The organism is Arthrobacter sp. P4_F10, assembly GCF_056401435.1.
On record NZ_JBFUJJ010000010.1, the window covers coordinates 79,071 to 96,771 of the forward strand.

The 17,701-nt window shown below is 67.2% G+C and carries 17 protein-coding genes; 5 read left to right on the forward strand and 12 right to left on the reverse strand.

Features of this window, described 5'->3' with window-relative positions:
* The first annotated feature begins 191 nt into the window (after positions 1 to 191).
* Positions 192 to 1,304 carry an alkaline phosphatase family protein gene (locus tag AC1DR1_RS12860; protein WP_476992684.1) on the forward strand — a complete coding sequence of 371 codons (1,113 nt, stop codon included), beginning with the start codon at positions 192 to 194 and terminating at the stop codon, positions 1,302 to 1,304.
* Positions 1,305 to 1,373: 69 nt separating this feature from the next.
* Here the strand turns inward: AC1DR1_RS12860 and AC1DR1_RS12865 are convergent, their stop codons facing one another.
* The 6 genes from AC1DR1_RS12865 to AC1DR1_RS12890 all read right to left on the reverse strand — a co-directional run bounded on the left by AC1DR1_RS12865 (position 1,374) and on the right by AC1DR1_RS12890 (position 7,494).
* Positions 1,374 to 2,084, reverse strand: coding sequence for an endonuclease/exonuclease/phosphatase family protein (locus AC1DR1_RS12865; RefSeq protein WP_229994967.1), 711 nt, complete (start codon positions 2,082 to 2,084; stop codon positions 1,374 to 1,376).
* Positions 2,085 to 2,264: 180 nt separating this feature from the next.
* On the reverse strand, positions 2,265 to 3,833 hold the full coding sequence (locus tag AC1DR1_RS12870; protein WP_476992685.1) for a carbohydrate-binding domain-containing protein: 1,569 nt from the start codon (positions 3,831 to 3,833) through the stop codon (positions 2,265 to 2,267).
* 81 nt (positions 3,834 to 3,914) lie between these two features.
* Entirely contained in the window at positions 3,915 to 4,697 is a 783-nt protein-coding gene (locus AC1DR1_RS12875; protein WP_476992686.1) for a polyphosphate polymerase domain-containing protein, read from the reverse strand.
* Positions 4,694 to 5,341 (reverse strand): DUF4956 domain-containing protein, encoded by a 648-nt coding sequence (locus AC1DR1_RS12880; RefSeq protein ID WP_476992687.1) that lies wholly within the window; start codon positions 5,339 to 5,341, stop codon positions 4,694 to 4,696. The genes AC1DR1_RS12875 and AC1DR1_RS12880 overlap by 4 nt, the downstream gene beginning before the upstream one ends.
* Positions 5,338 to 6,510 (reverse strand): glycosyltransferase, encoded by a 1,173-nt coding sequence (locus AC1DR1_RS12885; protein WP_476992688.1) that lies wholly within the window; start codon positions 6,508 to 6,510, stop codon positions 5,338 to 5,340. Before AC1DR1_RS12885 ends, AC1DR1_RS12880 begins: the two co-directional genes overlap by 4 nt.
* 9 nt (positions 6,511 to 6,519) lie before the next feature.
* Positions 6,520 to 7,494 (reverse strand): phosphodiester glycosidase family protein, encoded by a 975-nt coding sequence (locus AC1DR1_RS12890; protein WP_476992689.1) that lies wholly within the window; start codon positions 7,492 to 7,494, stop codon positions 6,520 to 6,522.
* Between the two features lie 175 nt (positions 7,495 to 7,669).
* On the opposite strand from AC1DR1_RS12890, the gene AC1DR1_RS12895 reads away from it, so the two are divergent.
* Positions 7,670 to 8,473 carry a thioesterase family protein gene (locus AC1DR1_RS12895; protein ID WP_229994031.1) on the forward strand — a complete coding sequence of 268 codons (804 nt, stop codon included), beginning with the start codon at positions 7,670 to 7,672 and terminating at the stop codon, positions 8,471 to 8,473.
* A gap of 15 nt (positions 8,474 to 8,488) precedes the next feature.
* Here the strand turns inward: AC1DR1_RS12895 and AC1DR1_RS12900 are convergent, their stop codons facing one another.
* A complete protein-coding gene (locus AC1DR1_RS12900; RefSeq protein WP_229994032.1) occupies positions 8,489 to 8,878 on the reverse strand; it encodes a DUF2177 family protein in 390 nt (129 codons plus the stop codon).
* A 16-nt stretch (positions 8,879 to 8,894) separates the two neighbouring features.
* Between AC1DR1_RS12900 and AC1DR1_RS12905 the strand changes: the two genes are divergently transcribed.
* Positions 8,895 to 9,641: a lipoate--protein ligase family protein gene (locus AC1DR1_RS12905; RefSeq protein WP_476992690.1), complete on the forward strand. Its 747-nt coding sequence runs from the start codon at positions 8,895 to 8,897 to the stop codon at positions 9,639 to 9,641.
* 20 nt (positions 9,642 to 9,661) lie between these two features.
* Here AC1DR1_RS12905 and AC1DR1_RS12910 read toward each other — a convergent pair whose 3' ends face one another.
* The 3 genes from AC1DR1_RS12910 to AC1DR1_RS12920 form a co-directional block, all read right to left on the reverse strand.
* Positions 9,662 to 11,218, reverse strand: a complete 1,557-nt coding sequence (locus AC1DR1_RS12910) for a carboxyl transferase domain-containing protein (protein WP_476992691.1) — start codon at positions 11,216 to 11,218, stop codon at positions 9,662 to 9,664.
* The gene (locus AC1DR1_RS12915) at positions 11,212 to 12,501 is read right to left on the reverse strand and encodes a CaiB/BaiF CoA transferase family protein (protein ID WP_229994035.1); all 1,290 of its coding nucleotides are present in this window, start codon (positions 12,499 to 12,501) and stop codon (positions 11,212 to 11,214) included. The genes AC1DR1_RS12910 and AC1DR1_RS12915 overlap by 7 nt, the downstream gene beginning before the upstream one ends.
* Positions 12,502 to 12,584: 83 nt before the next feature.
* Positions 12,585 to 13,997, reverse strand: coding sequence for an SLC13 family permease (locus tag AC1DR1_RS12920; protein ID WP_229994036.1), 1,413 nt, complete (start codon positions 13,995 to 13,997; stop codon positions 12,585 to 12,587).
* A 123-nt stretch (positions 13,998 to 14,120) separates the two neighbouring features.
* Between AC1DR1_RS12920 and AC1DR1_RS12925 the strand changes: the two genes are divergently transcribed.
* Positions 14,121 to 14,828 (forward strand): FadR/GntR family transcriptional regulator, encoded by a 708-nt coding sequence (locus AC1DR1_RS12925; RefSeq protein WP_229994037.1) that lies wholly within the window; start codon positions 14,121 to 14,123, stop codon positions 14,826 to 14,828.
* A 6-nt stretch (positions 14,829 to 14,834) separates the two neighbouring features.
* Positions 14,835 to 16,160 (forward strand): carboxylesterase family protein, encoded by a 1,326-nt coding sequence (locus tag AC1DR1_RS12930; protein ID WP_229994038.1) that lies wholly within the window; start codon positions 14,835 to 14,837, stop codon positions 16,158 to 16,160.
* Here the strand turns inward: AC1DR1_RS12930 and AC1DR1_RS12935 are convergent.
* Together AC1DR1_RS12935 and AC1DR1_RS12940 are read right to left on the reverse strand one after the other, a co-directional pair.
* Positions 16,157 to 16,798: a hypothetical protein gene (locus tag AC1DR1_RS12935; protein ID WP_476992692.1), complete on the reverse strand. Its 642-nt coding sequence runs from the start codon at positions 16,796 to 16,798 to the stop codon at positions 16,157 to 16,159. The genes AC1DR1_RS12930 and AC1DR1_RS12935 overlap by 4 nt on opposite strands.
* A gap of 479 nt (positions 16,799 to 17,277) precedes the next feature.
* Complete coding sequence (locus AC1DR1_RS12940) at positions 17,278 to 17,535, reverse strand: hypothetical protein (protein ID WP_476992693.1); 258 nt, start codon at positions 17,533 to 17,535, stop codon at positions 17,278 to 17,280.
* Positions 17,536 to 17,701: the final 166 nt, after the last annotated feature.

Genomic DNA, 17,701 nt, shown 5'->3' on the forward strand with positions numbered 1-17,701 from the left:
GCGTCGCGCGTTCCCGGTCGCTGGGTCCCCGGTCTCACTGCCACGGTCTCACTGCCACTGCCACTGCCACTGCCACTGCCTCACAGCCACAATTCAGGGTCCTCGCGGGATTTCTTGACCGCGGTGTGAAAGAGTGCAACCACTGGAGCCGCCAAGGCCACGCTGATCGGTCAATCAGAAAGCCGGAATCCATGAGCCGGAATGCCACGAAAACTCATCGACGAATCGCCGTGCGGCTGCTGGTTGCAGCAGTCCTGGTGGTGTCGGCTGCGGCGTGCGAGCCGCCGCCGGGCGGCGGCCCGGGTCCCACGGCCGGGGGTACGGCCACCGCGGGCGCCGGGTCGAAGCCGGGGCACGTGTTCGTGATCAATCTCGAGAACAAGGGCTACAACGAAGTGTGGGGCGCAGGCTCTGAAGCCCCGTACCTGTCGCAGACGCTTCGCAGCCAGGGCGTCCTGCTTTCCGAGTACTACGGGATCGCCCACAACTCGCACCCGAACTACTTGGCCCAGATCTCCGGGCAGGCGTCTAACGCGATGACCCGCGCCGACTGCCCCACCTATGCCCCGTTCCGGCTGACGGGGACCGCCTCGCTGGGGCAGGCGGAGGGCACCGGGTGCGTGTATCCGGCGTCGGTCCCTACAGTGGCCGGGCAGCTCAGCACCGCCGGCAAGACCTGGAAGGGCTACATGGAGGACATGGGCACGCCATGCCGGCATCCCGATCTTGGCTCGAGGGACACAAGTCAGCGTGCCGAAGTGGGAGACCAGTACGCTACCCGCCATAACCCCTTCGTGTACTTCGAATCCATCACCTCGTCACCGGAATGCCAAAGCAATGTGGTGGATTTTGGCGAACTCGCCGGTGACCTCCGGTCCGTGGCCACCACGCCGAACCTGTCCTACATTTCGCCCAATCTCTGCAATGACGGCCACGACAGCCCCTGCGTCGATGGCAGCGCGGGCGGACTGGCCGCCGCCGACAGTTGGTTGAGCCGGCAGGTCCCGGCGATCCTGGATTCCCCGGCCTTCAAACAGGACGGGATGCTGGTCATCACCTTCGACGAATCCGAGGGCAAGACTCAGGGACCGGCAGGACTGCTGCCCGGAGGGACCGCCGGCGGAAAAGTAGGAGCCCTTGTGCTCTCACCCTTCGCTAACGGCGGAACCACCTCGAACACGCCCTACAACCACTTCAGCCTCCTGGCGAGCATCGAAGACGCCTTCTCCCTCCCGCGCCTGGGGTACGCCGGGGCGCCGGGCCTGAGCAGCTTCGGCGAGGACGTCTTCAACGCCGGTTCCTAGCGGCAGCGCCGGCCACCGGGACCGACCCGGCAAGAACGGCAGGAACGGCAGGAACGGCAGGAACGGCCGCTAAGGGGCCGCGGGTGCCGCACCATTGCCGTTGACCTCCTGGCCGTATTCGGCCGAGATCAGGATGGGAAGGTGGTCCGAGGCGCCGCGGGGCAGCGTTTCCACGCTTTCGATCTCGAGGCCCTGGGAAGTGGCAAAGTCGAAATGGCCCTTGAAGACTTTGTACCGGGTGTAGGTCCGGCGGTCACTCATTGTCAGATCGTAGCCGGCGTCCTTCATCTGCGCTGTCAGGGTCTTGGTGAAGAACGGATAGTTGAAGTCACCCACCATCAGGGACATCAGGCCTCCGCCCATGCTGAGCAGCTCGGCGTGGGCGGCATGGATCTGGTTCCGCCGCAGCGAGTTGGACGCCGTCAGCGGTGCCGCGTGGAAGGATGCGATAACGAGCCCGTGGTCGGTCTCGTTGTCGGTCACGCGCGTGCCGATAAGCCGCTCGTGCGCGGGGGAGAGGACGCGGTCGTGCATGGACTTCTTGAGGGCGAAGGTCTTGGTCTCGTAGGCCGTGAAACGGCTCATGCGGTAGTAGATCGCCAGGCCCAGCCGGTTGCCCTTGGTGGAGTCGGCCAGGTGCAGATCCCCGATGGTTTCCGGCAGATCGTCCGTGTCGCACTCCTGGAGGCACAAAGCATCAATCTCGAAATCGCGGGCCAGATCGACCAGCTCGCCGCTGGCCGCGTGCTTGCGGAGGTTGTAGCTGATGACTCTAAGCAGGGGGAGCACCTCTTCGGTGGATAGTGGTTGAAACCTCACCCGAGTCTACCTAGTCGGGGTGGATCGAGTGGGAATAACCGCAACGCGAGTCCGGATCCAAGCCCGAAACGCAGCAGCCAGCGAGTCCTCCGCCGGCCGCTGCGTTCACTATGTCAGCGGTGCCAGGCGAGCCTTCTGTGTTCAGGGGCGGCCGCCGGGGCCACGCGCCGCGGTGTACTCCCCGGCGGTGACTGTGCCCTGCTGCTGCGCGCCGTCAAGGGATCCCTCACCCAGGCCCGCAGTAACCTGCGCCGTTCCGCCGGTGTAGACGGTGTACTGCTCGCCGGCTGTTATCGCGGCGGAGGAAAACACGAGGGAAGCCGTCTGCTTCGAGGTCACGAAGGTTGCCACTGCCTGGCCGCTGGAATCGGCCAGCTGGATGGTTGTCCCGGCCGGTACCGCCGTGGCCAGGGTGACCTGGGCCCCGGACTGCGTCGAGGACGTTCCCGGGGTTACCGCCATGCCGGCGCTTCCGGCCGCCGCGACGGTGCCGCCGCTGACGGCGAGTTCACCGTTGACGTCCAGCGCGCCGTTGCCGTCGTTGCTTGGCCCGTTAACGACCACCGTGCCGCCGCTGATGCTGGCGTTGCCATTGGAGTCCAGCCCGTCGCCCTCGGAGTTGATGGTGACCTCGCCGCCGCTGATGTCCACGGAGTAGTCGCCGACGCTGTCACCCCCGCCCATCCCGCCGCCTTGGCCGCCGCCTTGGCCGCCGCCCTGGGCGGTGCTGGAGCTGCCGCCGGCGGCGTTCACTCCGTCGTCGTTGGCGGTGACGTTCACCGTGCCGCCGCTGACGGCGATGTGGGCGGCTTCGAGGCCCTCTTCGGATTCTGCCACCGTGACGGTGCCGCCGGTGACTGTCAGCTGGCTGAAGGCCTTAACGCCGTCGTCGCCTGCCTTCACCGTCAGCGCTCCGCCGCTGACCAGCAGCCAGCCGCGCCCCTCGTCCGCGTCGTTGTCCGCCTTCACACCGTCGCCGCCGGCGGTAACGGTGTACGCGCCGTCCAGCAATACCGTGTAGTCCTTGCCCTTGATGCCATCGTCCGCGGCATCCACACTGACGTTGCCTGCGGCGAGAACCAGGCCGTCCTTGGAGACGATGCCGTCGTTGTACCTGCCGTTCACCGTCAATAATCCGTTGCCGGCGATGGTCAGGTCGGCCATCGAATAGAGAGCGGCGTTGGGGGCGTCCGTTCCCTGATCCGCATAGCCGGCGGCGTCTTCTATGGCGTTAGTGCTTCCGTCCTCGAGGTAGACGATGGCCTCGTTGGCGCTCTGGACAACGAGCGGAGAGCCAGTGGAACTGCTGATGGTCGCCCCGTCCAGGATGATGCGCACAACGTCCTCTTCGCCGGCTGCGATGACCACCTGGCCGTCGGACAGGCTGCCGGAGAGCCGGTAGGTGCCGGCTGCGCTGATGGTCACCGTGTTGCCGGCGGCCTTGACGGCATCCGACGTCGATCCGGCGGCCACGGTGGTGGCGCCGTCGGCAAGTGTCACGGCCACTTCCTTGGCAGGGTCCCAGGTGAGGTCATCGGAATCAAAGTGCGTGTCCTCCTCCATGGAGGCGAGCGTGACGGCGGACTGGGTGCCCGGCACTGTTGTGCCGGCCCGGCCGGTGGAGGAAGCCGTGCCGGCCACCGAGCAACCAGTAAGCGAGAGGGCGAGTGCCAGGGCTGCGACGGAAATGTAGTTGCGGAACGTGTTCATGGTGGGGCCTTGTCTGCTGAAGTGCGGGGGAAGTGGCGGGGAGGTTGGGGTGAGGCGGAAAGTTCGGCGTGGACGTGGAAGTCAGGCGGCCGCTGCCGGAGTGAGGAGGAGGCTGCGTCGCAGTGTTCTGTGCCAGCGGTTGGCCGGCAGTTCGGGGCGCAGCGCGGCCATGCCGGTGGCGAACTTGGAGATGCGGCTGGGCCTGATGCCACTGGCCCAAAGATGGCGGTCCAGCGGACCAGCCGTGGAGCCGGACTTGGTCTCCAGCACGAGCGAGCCGGCGAGGAGCCAGGAGCGCCCGCCCGGGCGGTGCCAGGTGACCGCCTCGTCGAGAGTGGCCCGGCTGTCCGATCCGGGCAGGAACAGCGTGGTGCGCCGGTAGCGGGTTTCCAGTACTGGTTCCAGCGGTCCGGACGGGACATCGCCGATGGTTGCCGCGAGCGTGTCGTTGACGTATTCGAGTCCCTCGGCCGTGATCCGGCTGCGGTCCCTCACGTCATATGGGATGCGGTCCTTGACGGTGGCTTCGCGGCTGCCTTCCGTTTTCACTTCCAGGAAGCTGGCGGCGCTGTCCACGTAGGTCCGGGTGCGGATCTTGAAGCGCCGGCGCCGGCCCCTGGCCGCCAGCATGTAGCTGTCCAGGTGTGGGGTGTCGAAGTAGACGGAGTCGTAGTCAAACGTCCGTTTTCCGTCCATCTCCAGGATTCTGAGGTCAGCGTCGAAGGCCGCCAGCAGTTGCTTGCCCTGTTGGGCCGGGATGACGTATTTGCGGTCTACCCTGGTCTGCAGCGCCGCGGCGGCGTTCAGTTCCTCCAGCCCGATTGCGGGCAGGTGCCGGAGGTTGCCGGCAATGCCGGCGCTCATGCCGTACCGGCCGTGGTGGGAGCAAGCTGGTGCCGCGGCAGCTCCTCGCGGGTCCCAGGGCCTGCCGCTGCGCTGGGCACGATGCTGCGGGGTGCGCCGCCGGGGAGATACGCGTAGCGGACGTCGACGATCGTCTTGTCGTTGACCAGATCAAGTTCCTGCACGGTGGCGGAGTGGACTGTGCCGTGCAGGACCTCCTCGAGGCGGGCGAAGAGTTCCCCCTCGATGGCGATCGCCCGGTCCAGGACCACCGTCTGGTGGCGGTAGGCCGGCAGGACGCGGGGGTGGTCTCCCACGAACATCACCAGCAGGATCATAGCCATCAGGGACAGCGGCATCCACAACGGCTCGATCGCCAGGCCCGAGATGAGTCCGAGGGCCAGGGCTGAGAAGTAGTAGGCCACTTCGTGCTGGGCCAGTTCGGTGGAACGGAGGCGGATGATGGAGAGGACGCCGAAGAGACCGAGACCGAGCCCGATCCCGGCGGCCGAGCCGGAGAGGGCGGCGGCCACGGCCATCACACCCACGTTCATGCCGAGGTAGGACACCACGAGGTCGCGGCGGCGGTGCCGGCGCAGGTACAGGGCGAAGGTCAGGATGCTGATGGCGGCCAGATCGGCGGCGATGAGAATAAGGGGTGTCATGGAAGGCTCCGGAATCGGTGGGTGGATTGATGTCCACGATTCCCGCTGAGGCTGTGCGGGAACTGTGCCGGGACCATGGCGGGTATATGCGTCGGGTCTACTGCTCCCGCATGGCTGGCGGCCAGATCTTTGGTCCGGTCTGCGGCCGGCTGTTCCCGGGCGAACAGGAACCGCTGCTGCACGCAACAGCTGACCGCGAGCAGCGCAGCCTCCACCAGGAGCTTCGCCGGAACCGCCGCGACGGCCAACTGGTCCAGTGCCGACATCAGGGCCAGGTTGGCGGCCAGGAGGGTGAGGACCAAGGCGAAGTACCGGGCACCGGTCCGCGCGGCCGGGCGCTCGCGGCCATGGCGGAACACCAGGTGCCGGTTGACGAGGAAGTTCGCCGCCGAGCTCATGCCCCGGGCGCCGACGACGGCGAACAGGACCGAATCGGTGACCGCGTTGAGGACAAGGAACGCGGCGGTGTCGATGATGAACGCGGCCAGGGAAGAAGCCAGGAACTTCAGCAGGGGTGCGTAAATCCGAACCGAGTCCGCCAGGGGTTGGAAGTGCGAGCCCGAGTTGTGATCAAGATAGACGGTAGCGATCCTGACCGTCCGGATCTGGTAGCCGGCCTGCTTGGCCTCGAGCAGGAGGTTGAGTTCGTACTCGTAGCGCTCGCCGGGGACGCCCCTGAGCCACGCGAGCATCGCCGCCGGGTATCCCCGGAGCCCGGTCTGGGTGTCGGAAAGGTGTTCCCCGGTGGCCAGCCGGAACAGCCAGCGGGTGGCGGTGTTACCCAACTTGCTGCGGGCAGGGACGTTGCCGCTGAAGTTACGGGTGCCGAGGACCATCGCGTCCGGCGCCGCAGGCAGCTGTTCGGCGACCCTGAGAATGTCTTCAACGCGGTGTTGGCCGTCGCTGTCGGCGCAGACCACGTCGCGGCCCGGGAAGCGGTCCGCGATGAAGTCGAATCCCGCCTTCAGCGCATGGCCCTTGCCCCGGTTTCCGGCATAGCCGATGACCGTGCACCCGAGCCCGGTTGCGCCGTCGAACACCGGCTGGTAGTCCGGGCCGCTGCCGTCATCGACCACCACAATGGTGAGCTGCGGAGCCGCGGTAAGGATCGAGTGGATCAGGCGGAGCAGTTGCTGGTCCGGCTCGTAGGCGGGGATCAGGATGATCATGGCCCCGGCTCACTGCCCGATGTAGAGGATGTCGGAAGTGCCGCGTTCCGTGCCCTGGCCCAGCGGGTTGTTGACGAGCTGGCCGTTGAAATACATGGTGGAGGAACCGCCTCCGTCCAGGTTGTATGCCGTGGTGGCGCCGAGGTCCTGCATGATTCCTGCGAGTCCGGTCATGGTGACGCCGGCGCTGTAGCCCGGGCTGCGCCCGTCCACCACGACGAAGACGAGGTGGTTGGTGCCGATGATTCCCACGGCTGTTCGGGGCTGTTCGCCTTGGATGGAGTGGTTGCCGACGTTCGTATCCACCTCCACGTCCTCGATGCCGTCCACCACCTGGCCGTCCTCAAGGACGGCCGGTCCGAAAGACAGCGTGTTCCAGACGCCGTCGGCCACGAGCTGGGCGGCCGTGGTGCTGGTTTCGTCGTAGACCTTGACGGTGCCGTCCCGGTAGAAGGCCAGGCCCTGACGGGCGCCCTCGTCGCGGTAGACGACGCCGTTGCGGATGACGATTCCGGTGTCCCGGAAGCCGTAGTAATCGCCGTTGATGGCGAAGACGGCGTTGTGGTCGGCCGCGGTGTCCGAGGTGGTCTCCGTGATGTTCTCGCCGAAGCTGTTGTTGGCAAACGCGGACTGCAGGACGGTGGCGTCGCTCAGGACGACGTCGGCCACGTAGTAGGTCACGGTGCTGTCACCGCTGCCGGTCACGACGGTGGAGATGTTGATGCTTGAGTCGGCCGATGAGTACGAAGTGTCCGTGGTTTCGGCGGCTGTGTTTGCTGTGTTTGCTGTGTCCGCAGCGCCGGACGTCACGCCCTGGCTCGCCTCGTAGGCTGCGACGTCGGAGATTTCGACGTGCTCGAAGACGAAGCGGTCCAGCGCCCACGCTGTGGCGCCGCCCGCGGAAAGAGTCAGGGCCAGGGCTCCGGCCAGCACGGCGCGCCGCACGCGGCCGCCCTTACGGTGTTTGGTCTTGTCAGGAGTCATGCACTATTTCTAGGCACCGGACTTATGCCGGCCATGAGCCCTTGTATAGCGGGAGCTGTGAAAGGGCAGTTGGCGCCGGTAGGGGCGGGACCGCGGGCGCGGTGGTGTGGCAGGGTGCCGCCGGCGCGACGGGATAGTGTGTTCTGGAATCACCAGCCACGCGAAAGGGCGGACGTTGACTGCTGCACTACCGGAACTTGCCGAGGGCGATTTCTACTATGAGGTTCTGGGGGAAGGGCGATTCCGCTCCACTATCCAAGCCCAGGGCGCCTGGAACGAACATGAGCAGCACATGGCCCCTGCATCCGGCATCATGGCCGATTGCCTGGCCCGGCATGAGCCCCGCGAGGACATGCGGATGGCGCGGCTCAGCTATGAAATCCTCGGGCTGATCCCGGGCGGCGAGTTCGAGGTCGTGACCTCCACCCTGCGCCCTGGCCGGACCATCGAGCTGGTGCAGGCCGAGCTCGTAGCCGGCGGCCGCACGGCGATCCGCGCCACGGCCTGGCGGATGATCACCTCGGACACGTCCGCCATCGCGGCTTTCGAGGATCCCCGGATCCCCGCGCCGGAGGACTGCGAACCGTACGACGCCGCAAGTATCTGGCCCGGCGGTTACATTGCCTCACTGCACATGCGGATCGCCGAGGGCCACCGGGCGGGCTCGGGGACGGTCTGGCTCCGCACCGACTATCCGCTGACTGACCGGGCAGACAGCGGCGACCTCGCCCGGCTGGTCGGCCTGGTGGACACGGCCAACGGAATCGCCGCGCGGGTCCCGCCGGGCAAGGGCAGCTATGCCTTCCCCAACCTGGACCTGCAGATCCACATGTACCGCCAGCCGGAGGGGGAGTGGCTGGGGCTGGATAACGAGGTTTCATTCGGCACGGACGGGATCGGGCTGACCTCCACGGTGCTGCATGACCTCACGGGCCCGTTCGGGCGCGCCGAACAGATCCTGACGCTGCGCAAGTCCTAGCTCGGGCGGACGGTCCTAGTTCGTGCGGAAGACGAGCCAGCCGGCCAGCGTGGCCAGTGCCGTCAGCGCGGCGCCCCAGAGGATGTCGACCACAACCAGCTGCCACGGCCAGGTCTTGAGGGTGGCGGCATTGGTGAGGTCGTAGGTGGCGTAGGCAAACGCGCCCAAGGCGGCGCCGTAGCCCACGGCGCTAAGCCAGCTGCCGCCGTCGAGCGCTGGCCGCAGGGCAAAGAACACAATCCCGGCAATGTAGATCACGTAGAACGCCACCGCGTACCCTAGATTGGGCCTGTCGGCCATCAGCTCACCAATCTGGCGGCGGTAGAACGGGTTCATCGTCTTGAGCCAGATGGCGTCGATGATGGCGAACGCGGCGGCTACGACGAGGAATTGCAGAATGACCATAAGGGAGCATAACAACATGCCGCAGGCGCCAGCCGGGCCCCGGACATTGACGGTGGTGCGGCAGCACGAATCACTCGGTGCCGCCGCCGATCTCGACTTCGCCCTCGGGCTCCTCCAGAAGGTTAAGACAAGCGCGTTAGGCCCCACCCTGCGGCTGTACCGTCCGGTTCCCACGGTCGCTTTCGGGCAGCGCGACACGCACCTGCCCGGGTTCGAGGCCGCCGCCGCGGCCTGCAGGCAGCTCGGCTTCGAACCGCTGGTCCGGAAGGCCGGGGGCCGCGCGGCGGCGTACCACGAGCGGACGCTCGTCATCGATCACCTRGAGCCCGATGCGGACGCGATTGCCGGGGCCAAGGGACGGTTTTCGCGCTTTGGCGAACTTCTCGCACAGGCACTGCGCGACGCGGGCGTGCACGCCGGCGTCGGCGAGATCCCCGGGGAGTATTGCCCCGGCGAGTTCAGCGTGCACGGCAGCGACCCGGAGTCTCCGGAGCGCCGGATCAAACTGGTCGGCACCGCCCAGCGGGTGGTCGCCGGCGGCTGGCTTTTCAGCTCCGTGATCGTGGTGGCGGACTCCGCCCCGATCCGCGCGGTCCTGGAGGCGAGTTACGCCGCCCTCGGCCTGGAATGGGACCCGGCGACGGCGGGCGCGGCCGATGACCTCGTGCCGGGCCTCGACGTCGACGCTGTGGAGGCCGCGGTGATCGCCGCCTACGGGCGCTACGCCCCGCTGCGCTACGCGGAGTTTTCGAGCCTGCTCTGAGCCGGCTTTAGGGCCGGCCCTCAACCGGACGACGGCGTTCCGGCAGCGGCGCCAAGGACGCTGCCCAGGTTGCGGTACTTCGCCAGGCGCCGGGGGAGGAGTTCGTTGACTCCGGCGCTGGCGAGCGTGGCGAGTTCGTATTCGATGGCCCGGCCGAGGCGCCGGCAGAAGGCCTGCGCCTCGTCGGCGGCATCGGGGCGTTCATCCACGATGTGCTCCACGAGTCCGTTGGCGTGGAGGGATGCGACGTTGACGCCCTGGGCCTCAGACATGCCCGGGGCGAAATCCGTGTTCCGGTGGACAATGGCGCTGGCGCCTTCGGGCGGGAGCGGGGAGAGCCAGGCGTGCTGGGCCGCGATGGTGCGGTCCGCGGGCAGGAGGGCCAGTGCCCCGCCGCCGGCTCCCTGTCCGAGCAGCACGGACACCGTGGGCGCGTTGAGGCCGATCAGGTCGTGGAGGGAGCGGGCGATCTCGCCGGCCAGGCCGCCTTCCTCGGCCTCTTGGGACAGGGCGGCGCCGGCGGTGTCGATGATGGTGAGCAGCGGCAGCCGGAGTTCCTCGGCCAGGCGCATGCCGCGCCGGGCCTCCCGGAGGGACGCCGGCCCCATCGCCGACTGTCCCGATGCCGCCGTGCGGGAGGGCCTGGGCCGGGTGTGGCCGATGACTACGCAGGATTGCTGGCCGAATCGGGCCAGGGCCAGCTGGAGGCCGGGGTCCTTTTCGCCCTGTCCGGTGCCGTTGAGCGGGAGCACGTCCCGGGCGCCATACGCCAGCAGTTGCCGCACATCCGGGCGGCGGGGATCGCGGGAGATGCCGATCGACTCCCAGGCGCCGGCGCCGGACGGCTCCACGGACAGGGTCGCGGGCGCGGAGATCGGTGCGTGGGGGCCGGTGACCAGGATGCTCAAGGCACGGTCGACGACGTCGGACAGTTGCCGGGGCGGGACCACCGCGTCAATCAGTCCTTTGTCGAAGAGGTTCTCGGCGGTCTGGACGTTTTCCGGGAACGGGGTGCCGTGGAGGGCCTCGTAGACCCGGGGTCCGAGGAAGCCGAGCAGGGCTCCGGGCTCGGCGGCGGTGATGTGGCCGAGGGATCCCCAGGAGGCCATGACGCCACCCGTGGTGGGATGCCGCAGGTAGACCAGGTAGGGCAGCCCGGACTGCCGGTGGGTGCGGACGGCGGCGCCGATCTTGACCATGGAGAGGAACGCGATGGTTCCTTCCTGCATGCGGGTGCCGCCCGAGGCAGGGCCGGCGAGGAGGGGCAGTCCTTCGTGGGTGGCCCGTTCGACGGCGTTGACGATCCGTTCGGCCGCGGCCTGGCCGATGGAGCCGGCGAGGAACCGGAACTCGCTGATGATGACGGCGACCCGGCGGCCGCGGATGAGGCCAACGCCTGTGAGGACGGATTCGTCCACGCCGGTCTTTGCCCGGGCGGCGGCCAGTTCCTGCCGGTACTCGGGGCCGGGATCGGGGTCCACGATGGGCGCGTCCCAGCTCCGGTAGGAGCCGGGGTCGAGCACCGCGGCGATGAGTTCGGCGGCGTCCAGATGCCGGACTTTCTGCTGGGTCAGCATGCCGGGTGGCCTTCCTGGCCTGCACCTGTGGCTGTGCCGGATCCCGTGGCCGTGCGGGCTCCTGTGCCCGTGCCGGCTCCGGGGGCGGCTGTCAGCCCGAGCCACCGCCTGATCTGCTCCCCTTCCTGGTCCAGCAGCGGCGGTGCGGTGTGGGTCTTCAGCGTGGTTTCTGCGGTGCCGGCGGGGCTGAAGAACCGCAGCGGCGGGCCCGGCAGGCTCACGGTACCGAGGATTTTGTGGTCGACATCGATCACCAGGCCCTGCGAGTGGACCTGGTCCCATTCGTAGACTTCGTCCAAGGTTCTGACCTTGCCGGCCGGGATGCCGGCGTCGTTAAGTTTGGTGAGCAGCGGCTCAGCCTCGAAATCGGAGAACACCCGCTCCACTTCCTCGATGACTTTCTCGCGGTTGCGCACGCGGTCCGCGTTGGTGGCGAACTCCGGCCGCGCGGCGTCGATGCCGAATGTCGAGGCGAACGTGCTCCAGAGCTTTTCGCTTCCCACGCTGATCTGTACCCGGCCCTGCCGGCAGTGGAACAGGCCGTACGGGGCAATCGAGGGGTGGTGGTTGCCCTGGGCCTTCGGGATTTCCCCCGCAACGGTTGCCCGGGTGCCCTGGAAGGCGTGGACTCCGATCAGCGCCGCGAGCAGGGAGGTGCGGACGATCTGGCCCTGGCCGGTGCGCTCCCGCTGCAGCAGCGCGGCCAGGGTGCCGAACGCCCCGTACATGCCGGCGAGGAGGTCGGCGATGGGGACCCCGACGCGTTGCGGATCGTCCGGCCCGGACCCGGTCAGGGACATCAGCCCGGCCTCGCCCTGGAGGATCTGGTCGTAGCCGCTGCGCCGGGATTCGGGCCCGTCGTGCCCGAATCCCGTGATGGAGAGGACCACCAGGGCCGGATTCAGGGCATGCATCTCCGCTGCCGAGAACCCGAGCCGGTCCAGGACGCCGGGACGGAAGTTCTCGATGACCACATCGGCGCGCCCCACCAGCTCACGCAGCACTGCCCGCCCGTCGTCGCTCTTCAAGTCCAAGGCAATGGATTCCTTATTCCGGTTGCAGGACAGGAAGTACGTGGCCTGCGGATCATCCTCCGGGCCCACGAACGGCGGGCCCCAGCCGCGGGTGTCGTCCCCGGTGCCGGGGTTCTCCACCTTGATCACCCGCGCGCCGAGGTCAGCCAGCATCATCCCGGCATGCGGGCCGGCGAGGGCTCGGCTCAGGTCCACCACGAGATAGCCGGTCAGGGGGCCTTCGGCGTCGGGCGTGGGTTCGGTGCTCATTGGCGTGTTCCTTCTCTGGTCGGTCATTGCGGGTGCGTGCGGTGTGCTTGAGCGCTGGTTGGATTGCCGGCTACATCCAGCGGTCACATCCAGCCGGGGACCACCATGACCAGCCAGGCGATGGCCGGCCCGACGGCGACCACAATGCCGCTGTACGCCAGGATCTCCTTGTAGAACCTGTCCTTGTCCACGTCCTCCGGCGCGTTGGCCAGGACCAGGGCGCCGTTGGTGGAGAACGGGGACACATCCACGATCGTGGAGGCCACGGCCAGGGCGGCGATCACGCCGACTGCGCCGACCTCGCCGGTGGCCAGGAACGGCACCGCCAGTGGAATGAGGGCCGCGAGGATGGCGGTGGAGGAGGCGAAGGCCGAGACGATGGCGCCGATGTAGCAGATCAGCAGGGCGGCGAGCAGGGGCATGCCAAGGTCCGCCACCCCGCCGGATACGAATGCGATGGTGCCGGCCTCTTCGAGGACGCCCACGAAGGTGAGCATGCCGCAGATGAGCAGGACGGTGGACCAGCTGATCTTGTTGACGGCGCCCTTCTGCGCTGCGGGGGACACGAGGGCGAGGACGATTGCGATGGTGATCGAAACGAAGCCGACATCCACTTTGAATCCGAGCGAGATGACAGCCAGGGCGACCAGACCCAGGATGGTGATGAGCTGGGGCAGGGACGCACGTGCGCCGTTGGCCGGATGCGCGCCGGCCCCGGCGGGACCGGCCGCCGGGGATGCACCGGAGCCGCCCGAGGTGCCTTTGGCCGAGACGCCGGCGGCGGAGATGTCGGAGCCGGAGCCCTGCAGCGTGACGCCGGCCGCCCGGGCACCGACGCTGACGGACATGCGCTTTTCTGCGGCCTGCTCCACCAATCGCCCGCCCGGGGTGGACAGCAGTTTGCCGCCGCCGAGGACGACAAACAGCACCAGCGCGATGCCCAGGTTGAAGAGGAAACTGGCCAGGAAGATTGCCATGGGATTTGCATCCAGCTCCGTCTTGGCAATGATGCTGTTGACGGTGACGCCATAGACGGCGATGGGGGAGAAGCCGCCGGCCTGCGCGCCGTGGACCACCATCATGCCCATCATGAGCGGATTGATTTTATGCTTGGCGGCGAAGCTCAGGGCGATCGGCGCGATGATGGCCACGGCGGCCGGGGAGAGGGCGCCGACGGCGGTAATCACCGCGGTGATGGCGAACATGACCCACGGGATCAGGGCCACCTTGCTGCCGACCAGCCGAACGGCGCCCCGCACCAGCAGGTCGATGGTGCCGTTGTTCTGCGCGATGGCGAACAGGTAGGTGACCCCGACGATGGTCAGGAACAGGCCGCCGGGGAAGTTGGCCAGGATGTCGTTGGTGGACATCCCCAGCACCACGGAGCCCAGCAGGAAGGCACCCACAAAGGCCAAGGCACCCATGTTGAGCGGCAGCACCGTGGCCAGAAGGAACATCAGCGCCAGGATGATGATGGACAGGACGGGAGCGGACATCGTTGTTCCTCCGGATCGAAGTGGTTCACTGACTGGCTTAGTGGCCTAGCCTCCTAGACACTAGGTGTCTTTGTCAATAGTTCTCCGGTAGTCTTAGGGTCAGAACAGGCTGGAAGGACGAGCATGGCAAAGCAGGCGGCAACGCATCAGATTTCCCGCGTTTCGCGGCCCCGGCTCTATGAGCAGCTGGTGGAGCAGATCATGGACTTCATCGAGTCCGCCGAGCTGGGTCCCGGCGACACGCTGCCGGCTGAGCGGGAGCTTGCCGAGCGGCTGGGGGTTTCGCGGGCAACCCTGGCGCAGGCCCTGGTGGCTCTCGAAGTGCTCGGCGTGATCGACGTCCAGCACGGCACCGGAGCGGTGCTGGTCTACCGGCCCAACGTTCCCTCCGTGATCAAAGGCCTCCGCGAGCACCGCAGCCGTCTACCCGAGATCGTTGAAGCGCGGAGCACGCTGGAGGTCAAACTTGCCGAGCTGGCCGCGGCCAGGCGCACCGAGCAGGACATGAACGCCATCGATCACGCCCTAGAAGCCATGACGGCAGAAGTCACTTCGGGCGGCCGGGGTGCGCGTGGCGACGAGCTGTTCCACCAGGCTGTAACTGGCGCGGCCCACTCGGCGGTCTTGGCCCAGCTGATGACCTTCATTGCCGGAATGGTCCTGGAAACGCGCCTCGAATCCCTCGCACAGCCCGGCCGGCCCGAGCAGTCGCTCGCCTCCCACCGCAAGATCGCCGACGCGATCAGGTCCCGGGATTCGGCGGCGGCGGCGGCGGCGATGCTCGAGCACATTGAACTTGTCTCCGATGTTGCCCTGCTGAAGAACAGCTAAACCGGTATGACTGTGAGCCTTGCCTTCGACCCGCCGTGTGGCCCGGTCACCGGATGGCGCGACGGCGCCGTCGTGCGTGCCACCGGCATTCCCTACGCCACAGCCGATCGGTTTCAGCCGCCTGCGCCGGCAACTGACTGGTCCGAGATGCTCGAGGCGACATCCCTGTCCCCGGCGTGCCCGCAGGCCCCGGTGCCCTTCCTGGACGACGTGCTCGGCACCCGCTACGGCGAACTTCCAGGCAGCGAGGATTGCCAACGGCTGTCCATCACCGTGCCCGCCGATCTCGACGACGATGAGCGGCTGCCGGTGATGGTGTGGCTGCATGGCGGCTCCTACACGTCCGGATCGGGGGATCTGGCGATCTTCGACCCTTCGGCGCTGGTTGCCGAAACCCGGGTGATCGTCGTCTCGGTGACCTACCGGCTGGGCCTCTTCGGATATTTGTCCACCAGCACCGGCCGGCCCGCCAATTTGGGCCTGCTGGATCAGATCGAGGCGTTCCAGTGGGTGCAGCGCAACATCGCATCGTTCGGCGGCGATCCGGGCAGGGTCACCGCGTTCGGGCAATCCGCCGGGGGCGACGCCGTCGCTCACCTCATGGCGACGCCGGGCGCGGCGTCGCTGTTCCAGCGGGCCATCATTCAAAGTGCCCCGCTGGGTATTACCCGGGGACGGGAAAAGATGAACGCCGCCATGGGTGTCGCCGCGGAAGCGGTCACCGCCACTACTCCGGCGATGGACGTCGTCGCCCGCGAAGAAGATGTTGCGCGGGCGGCGAGGAAGTTCGGGCTGATGGCTGCCATGCCGTTCGGGATCCAGTACGGGCATTCACCCCTGCCCGAGGAATCCGAGCTCGACGGGGCCTGGAATGCGGCTGCGCCGGGGATCGACATCCTGATCGGCCACACAGCCGAAGAAGCCCGGCTGTTTCTGCCGCGAAGCCCGTACCTGAGCCGAGTGGCGAGGATTCCCGTGGTCGGCAGCGCAGTACTCAAGACAGTCACCTGGGTGGTCACGGAACTCGTGTACGGCAAGGCAGCCAGGCAGTTTGCCAGGCGGCATGTGCGCGCGGGAGGGCGGGCCCACAGCTACGTGCTGTCCTGGCGCGCACCGGGAAATCTCTACGGCGCCGCGCACACGGTTGATCTGCCGCTGTTGTTCGGCCACCAACGGACATGGGAGGGTGCCGGCCTGCTGGCGGGCGCCACCTGGGACGAGATCAATGCGCACGGCCGGGCGATGCGGGCGCTGTGGGCACGGTTCGCCTACGGGGAAGGCCTGGGGGCCCGGGGCGAGATTCCCGGCTCACTCCGGTACCGCTCGGTCTAGAACAGCTGGGCCGCGATCACCCAGAGGAGCGCCGCGACGCCGAGGGCGATCATCGGGCGGTTCCATGTTGTGGTTACTGTGCCGTCGGAGGAGCGGAGCCCGGCGGCGCGGGCGTCCTGCCACGCCTGGGCGATCTCGTCACGTCCGGTGGTCACCGCGGGCTGGTTGAGTCGTTCATTGCTTGGGAGAATGCTGTGCGGCCGGCTCTTTAGATCGCTGACATGTTCGAATCCGGATTCGAACGAGCCCGGCGGGGTAGGAGCGCCCCAGCTCACATACTTCTTGCCGGCGGCCCGGACTGCTACGGCATAGCGGACCTCGACGTCCTGGACCGTATCGAAAGGTATCCGGTGGTCGCGGAGGCCGTTGATCAGCGCAAAGCCGTCGCCATCGACGCGCAGGCATGGCAGCCACTGGGCTACGTAGACGAACCAGGACACCAGCACCAGCCAGGGTGCGGCGTCCACCGCGGCCCGGGTTTCTCCGCTGGCCAGCAGCCAGCACAGGGTGCCGGCTGCACCGGCCCATACGGCTACGGCCACGGGACGGCCCGACGCCGAGCGGTGCGTTCTGTCTCGACGGGCGGAGTCCGGACGGCCAGCCTGCGTCGGGTGCTGCTTCTCTTTTGATGCTTTCAATGGTCCCCCTCCATTGCCCGCGTCGTCGCCGGGATGAGTGCAATCTATCGCACGCTCTGTCCGACCCGATGGTCAAGGGTGAAACCCGGGTAGTCGGGAAAGTCGCCAACGCGATCGGCTGTGAACCCAAGAGCCTCGTAAAAGCCGATGGATGACGGACCTGAGCTATCCACCGATATGCGATCCAGCCGGCGAACTGGTTAGTGCGGGAGTTCGGCTGCTTCAGCAACCGCGGCCTCCGCGCGAAGCTGCGCGATCCGCAACTTCAGGAAAGTGTTCAGCCGGAACACGGTTCGCGCCAGAACGAATACCGCCGCCACGGGAAAGGCCCAGTAAAGAACCGCAACGAGCAAGCCAAGATCCAATTTCAAACCCCCAGTGTCGATGCCGCGTTTGCGACTCAGCGCAGCATAGATGCTCCAGCGATTATTGACGTAGTCACGTTCGGCCGTGGAGATCCTGCCGTTGCACGGGAGTGCTTACTCAGTGAGTTCGGCCAGCACTTCGGCCGCGTCCGTATTGCCGGCGGATGCCAGACGCCGAAGCTCTTCGAAGTCTTCCTTCTCTGCTGCAAGTTCAACAAGCTGATCCTCAGCGTCCCTGCTTCCGCTGTCGGCAAGACGCCGTAACTCTTCGAAGTCTTCCCGCTCCGCGGCAAGCTCGATGAGTTCTCCGATTGCGTCGTTGTCGCCGTGGGCAGCCCGCTCCCGGAGGGCTGAAAGATCGGAATCTGACATGGCGTGGACCTTCCAAGAAACGATTCTGCTGGACTCTTCCGGGCCGCGGAGGTCGATGCGGCTCGTCATGGCCGGGGGAGGCAAACAGAGGTGTAAGTGCAGAGTACCGCGCTCGGCACGGCCTCAAAAAGCCCGGGATTGGGTTCCTCAAGCGGGACGGTGGCAA

Excerpts from the sequence above, each read along its gene's own strand:
- AC1DR1_RS12900 (WP_229994032.1), bottom strand. The coding sequence starts at position 8,878 with ATGGTCATTCTGCAATTCCTCGTCGTAGCCGCCGCGTTCGCCATCATC.
- AC1DR1_RS12915 (WP_229994035.1), bottom strand. The coding sequence starts at position 12,501 with ATGAGCACCGAACCCACGCCCGACGCCGAAGGCCCCCTGACCGGCTAT.
- AC1DR1_RS12920 (WP_229994036.1), bottom strand. The coding sequence starts at position 13,997 with ATGTCCGCTCCCGTCCTGTCCATCATCATCCTGGCGCTGATGTTCCTT.
- AC1DR1_RS12930 (WP_229994038.1), top strand. The coding sequence starts at position 14,835 with ATGACTGTGAGCCTTGCCTTCGACCCGCCGTGTGGCCCGGTCACCGGA.
- AC1DR1_RS12940 (WP_476992693.1), bottom strand. The coding sequence starts at position 17,535 with ATGTCAGATTCCGATCTTTCAGCCCTCCGGGAGCGGGCTGCCCACGGC.
- AC1DR1_RS12910 (WP_476992691.1), bottom strand. The coding sequence starts at position 11,218 with ATGCTGACCCAGCAGAAAGTCCGGCATCTGGACGCCGCCGAACTCATC.
- AC1DR1_RS12880 (WP_476992687.1), bottom strand. The coding sequence starts at position 5,341 with ATGACACCCCTTATTCTCATCGCCGCCGATCTGGCCGCCATCAGCATC.
- AC1DR1_RS12875 (WP_476992686.1), bottom strand. The coding sequence starts at position 4,697 with ATGAGCGCCGGCATTGCCGGCAACCTCCGGCACCTGCCCGCAATCGGG.
- AC1DR1_RS12885 (WP_476992688.1), bottom strand. The coding sequence starts at position 6,510 with ATGATCATCCTGATCCCCGCCTACGAGCCGGACCAGCAACTGCTCCGC.
- AC1DR1_RS12890 (WP_476992689.1), bottom strand. The coding sequence starts at position 7,494 with ATGACTCCTGACAAGACCAAACACCGTAAGGGCGGCCGCGTGCGGCGC.
- AC1DR1_RS12925 (WP_229994037.1), top strand. The coding sequence starts at position 14,121 with ATGGCAAAGCAGGCGGCAACGCATCAGATTTCCCGCGTTTCGCGGCCC.
- AC1DR1_RS12870 (WP_476992685.1), bottom strand. The coding sequence starts at position 3,833 with ATGAACACGTTCCGCAACTACATTTCCGTCGCAGCCCTGGCACTCGCC.
- AC1DR1_RS12860 (WP_476992684.1), top strand. The coding sequence starts at position 192 with ATGAGCCGGAATGCCACGAAAACTCATCGACGAATCGCCGTGCGGCTG.